The sequence below is a fragment of the Moraxella sp. genome (assembly GCF_024227015.1).
Lineage (GTDB): Bacteria > Pseudomonadota > Gammaproteobacteria > Pseudomonadales > Moraxellaceae > Moraxella.
The window spans coordinates 1-4,164 of record NZ_JAAELD010000055.1 but is presented as its reverse complement, the minus strand read 5'-3'; the positions used below and the strand labels follow the sequence as shown (position 1 = coordinate 4,164).

Sequence of the window (4,164 nt, the reverse complement as noted above, 5' to 3'; positions counted from 1 at the left end):
GATGCGTGGCGACCGCTGTCTGCGATGAAGGCATCAACGGTAGTCCATGCTGATAAACACATCACGACGATCGACGAGCTTGATGCGATTCTGGCGAGTCATGATAAGGTGCTGATTGATCTAACGGCTGATTGGTGTGTAGAATGTCGCATCATGGAGCGTGAATTATTTACAGACCGCCCAGAAGCTTTGAATGATGTTCAAGTGGTTAAATTTGACATCACGGAGGTCACCGATGATGGTCGAGCGCTACTGGATCGTTATCAGCTCATGGGCCCACCTGCGTTGATATTCTACCAAAAAGGCAAGCTACACAACATCATGCTGGGGCAGACCAAGCGAGCTGAATTTGAAACTGCCTTAGCGAACTTCTAATCAACAAAAACCACCATAGTAATTATGGTGGTTTTTTAATCTCTTAATCTCTGCGCAAAAATTAAGCCCTGTATGAACAGGGCTTAATGGGCAATCAACGATTATTTATTCTTTAGGCGATCTTCCCAGAAGGTTGCGCCTTTGATGCCAAGCTTAACAGGGTCGAAGGTATAGTTCGTAACACCTGCTTTCTTCTGCTCTTCATAGTCGCGAAGGGCATTAAGTGTAGGCTTAGACATGAATGCGAACATTAGCAGGATGCCAACGATGTTTAGCCATGCAGTCATACCAACGCCGATGTCACCCATGTTCCAGATGTAGCCTGCGCTGTTTAAACTGCCATAGGCAACAAGCAGTAGAACGCTGATTTTTGGGAACCATGCAGCCAGCTTCTGAGTACCGGCAGTCATGCGACGTGTTAGGTAAGCCACGTTCACCTCAGCGATGTAGTAGTACGCCAAGATCGTAGTGAAGGCAAAGAAGAAAATCGCAACGGCGATGAAGTGGTTACCATATGAACCAAAAGTAGTCTCAAGCGCCATCTGCGTGAAGGCAGGCGTGCCGATTTCTGCGATGCTAGGATCGACGTTTTGAACGATGAACTCTTTGGTTTTCTCGTTTTGAACGTTATAGGTGCCCATGGTCAAAATCATAAAGGCAGTCGCTGAACACACCAGTAGGGTATCTACATATACGGAGAATGCTTGTACTAGACCTTGCTGAGCAGGGTGCTGAACTTCTGCCGCGCCTGCGTGGTGAGGACCTGTACCTTGGCCAGCTTCGTTGGAATATACACCGCGCTTAACACCCCAGCCAATCGCTGCACCTAGACCTGCCATTGGGTTAAGGATGTCACTCATGATAAGCCCAAATACCCCAGGGATCTTGTCAAGGTTCGTTACCATGATGATGAGCGCTAGAATGATGTAGCCCAATGCCATTAAAGGCACAACCATCTCTGCCACGCGTGCGATACGCTTAATACCACCGATAACAATTACTGCCAATAATGCCACAACAACTGCCATCACGATAACGCGGTTAGTACCGACATCGATGCCAGCGAAGTTCATCATCGCGCCATCGCCTGTGATACGAGTAACCGCACTAACGACACCGTTCGCCTGCACACCAGGCAAGAAGACACCACAAGAGATGATGGCTGCGATGGCGAATAGGATGGCGTACCATTTTTGACCCAAGCCTTTTTCAAAATAATAAGCAGGGCCACCACGGTATTGACCTGTGATCGGATCACGCTCTTTATAGATCTGTGCTAGGGTACTTTCTGCGTATGCAGTAGAAGCGCCCAAGAACGCCACAACCCACATCCAAAATACCGCTGAAGGACCACCAAAGCCAATCGCTGCTGCCACACCTGCGATGTTACCCACACCGACACGGTTGGCAAGTGCCACCACGAATGCTTGGAAAGATGAGATACCGTCAGCTGATTTGGTCTTGCTGAACATCAGATTAACCATTTCTCGGATCATGCGAACTTGCACGAAACGAGTCATGATTGAATAAAACAAGCCTGCACCTAAGCATAGATATACCAGTGCAGGACTCCAGATAATACCATTTAACGTATTAATAAAATTTTCCATCACTATTCCTCAGCCCGTTGGAAAACATAAAATAAAAATCGACATTCGCACCCGTCAATGAAGAATAAAGCATTGACTAAACAGATGTGGCGTGAACTTAATATTGCAATTTGCCATAATTTCGCAACAATTGCCAGTAAAATTTTCAATTATGGGGTATTTTTTTACAAAAAAGCTTGATTTTTGGATGAAATTTATACTAATTGGCTTGAATTTGAGTAATTTTGGCGCAATTTATTGAGGTTTGTCAATAAAGTTTTTGCAAGTTTAACGATTGTGTTGTGCTTGTGTAAGATTTGGACGGTTTTGCTTGTATTTTTGGCTTAAGCTTGTCATTATACTGCTAAGTTTGGCGATTTTTGACATAAGTCTGCTTAAGTTGAACGCCAAGATTGACTTTATTTCTATTTGTAAGGAAAAAACATGAAAAATTTCAAAAAACTTACCGTTGCTGCATTATTAGCAAGCTCGCTAAGCCTGTCTGGTTGTGGTTATAACACCCTACAAGCCCAAGATGAGCAAGTAACCGCATCATGGTCTGAGGTGGTGAACCAGTATCAGCGCCGTGCTGACCTTGTACCGAACTTGGTTGCTGTCGTACAGCGCTATGCTGAGCACGAAAGAGAAGTGTTCACTGAAGTGGCATCAGCGCGTGCAGCCGCAGGCAGTGTTCAGATTACACCTGAGACACTAAACGATCCAAATGCGATGAAGCAATACCAAGAAGCTCAAGCGCAGATGACGGGTGCGTTATCTCGTCTGATGGCAATCTCTGAGCGTTATCCTGACCTTAAAGCTGATGCGATGTTCCAAGATCTACAAGCTCAGCTAGAAGGCACCGAGAATCGTATCACAGTGGCTCGTCAGCGTTATATCCAAGACGTTCAAGGTTATAACACCACCGTGCGTCAGTTCCCAACGAACCTAACGGCCATGGTGTTTGGCATGGATCCAAAAGCCAACTTCACCGTTGAGAATGAGCGTCAAATCTCAACTGCACCGACAGTGAATTTTGATAATGGTGCAGCACCTGCCGCATCGGGCGCAGCAACAGGCACGAACACAGGCACAGCGACGTCAGGACAATAAAATGGCGGATGTGCCAAATAACAGCGGTAATTTTAATCTTAGCCTATTAGATAGGGCGGCTCGTCTAAGTGCGACTGCCTTATTAGGTGCCTGTCTGTCATCGGTAGCCTTGGCAAATAGTGCAAATACAGCCACGGCGAATACTGCCACGGCAACCGCCACCGCCCAAGCTGCAAGCGAAGACGATCTTGCGGCCGTCGTCGTCGCACGTAATGGCGCGATTAACGACACGCTAAGAACGGCAGGCGAGCCATTATCGCCATTGACTGAATCGGTGCGTGATTTCACCGATGAGATGAGTGATGAGGGTTCCGATAATGGAGCAGTTGCCACAGCTCAGACACCGACCACTTCAAGCGCACCAAGCGTTACCCATGATAAGCTCATTCTAAATGAGCCTGTCGTGGATGCAGCACGTATCTTGAGCGCAAGCGAAAAAGCTCATCTCTCCGACCAGCTGCGCGCACTATATAATGATAACCTTGCTCAGGCGGCCCTTGTTATTATCCCGAGCACCGAGGGCATGCCAATCTTTGACTATGCGATGGCGGTTGCTGATCGCTGGCAACTGGGCAAAAAAGACACCGACGAGGGTCTTTTAATCGTTGTTGCGATTAATGATCGAGATTTGTACATCTTGACAGGCTATGGGCTAGAGGGCGTATTGCCAGATGCAGCCTTAAAGCGCATCATTCGCCAAGACATTACACCCGCCTTTAAGAGCGGGCAGTATGCTCAAGGTTTGTCCGCCGGCATTGCCAGTATTGGCGAGCGCCTGCGTGCTGACCCTGAGACGCTGAAACGTGCTGATGCTGCAATCCAAGAAGAAGAGAATTTTGGTGAAGAGAGTGTATCGCTGTTCGGTCTGCTGATTATTGGCTTTATTTTTGGTACCTTTTTGTCATCGATATTCGGTAGGGTGCTTGGGGCGACCATCGCAGCTGGCGGTGTTGGCTTCATGGGTATGATGGCGGGTGCTGGCTTTATGGTTATACCGATTGCCATTGTGCTTTGGCTGATCCTATTGTTCTTCAAAGGCGGGTCTGGCGGCGGTCGCGGTGGTAGAGGTGGACGCGGTGGTGGCGGCTTT

At 47.7% G+C, this 4,164-nt stretch carries 4 protein-coding genes; 3 read left to right on the top strand and 1 reads right to left on the bottom strand.

From position 1 onward, the window contains the following. Nucleotides 1–375, top strand: a 375-nt coding sequence (locus GY683_RS01155; RefSeq protein WP_297287008.1) for a thioredoxin domain-containing protein, incomplete at its 5' end; no start/stop codon positions are given. Between the two features lie 101 nt (nucleotides 376–476). Here the strand turns inward: GY683_RS01155 and GY683_RS01150 are convergent. Beyond that, nucleotides 477–1,985, bottom strand: coding sequence for a sodium:alanine symporter family protein (locus GY683_RS01150; RefSeq protein ID WP_297287007.1), 1,509 nt, complete (start codon nucleotides 1,983–1,985; stop codon nucleotides 477–479). A gap of 423 nt (nucleotides 1,986–2,408) precedes the next feature. Here GY683_RS01150 and GY683_RS01145 point away from each other — a divergent pair, with 423 nt between their 5' ends. Beyond that, entirely contained in the window at nucleotides 2,409–3,074 is a 666-nt protein-coding gene (locus tag GY683_RS01145; RefSeq protein WP_297287006.1) for a LemA family protein, read from the top strand. Nucleotide 3,075: 1 nt separating this feature from the next. Then, on the top strand, nucleotides 3,076–4,164 hold a 1,089-nt coding region (locus GY683_RS01140; protein ID WP_297287005.1), incomplete at its 3' end, for a YgcG family protein.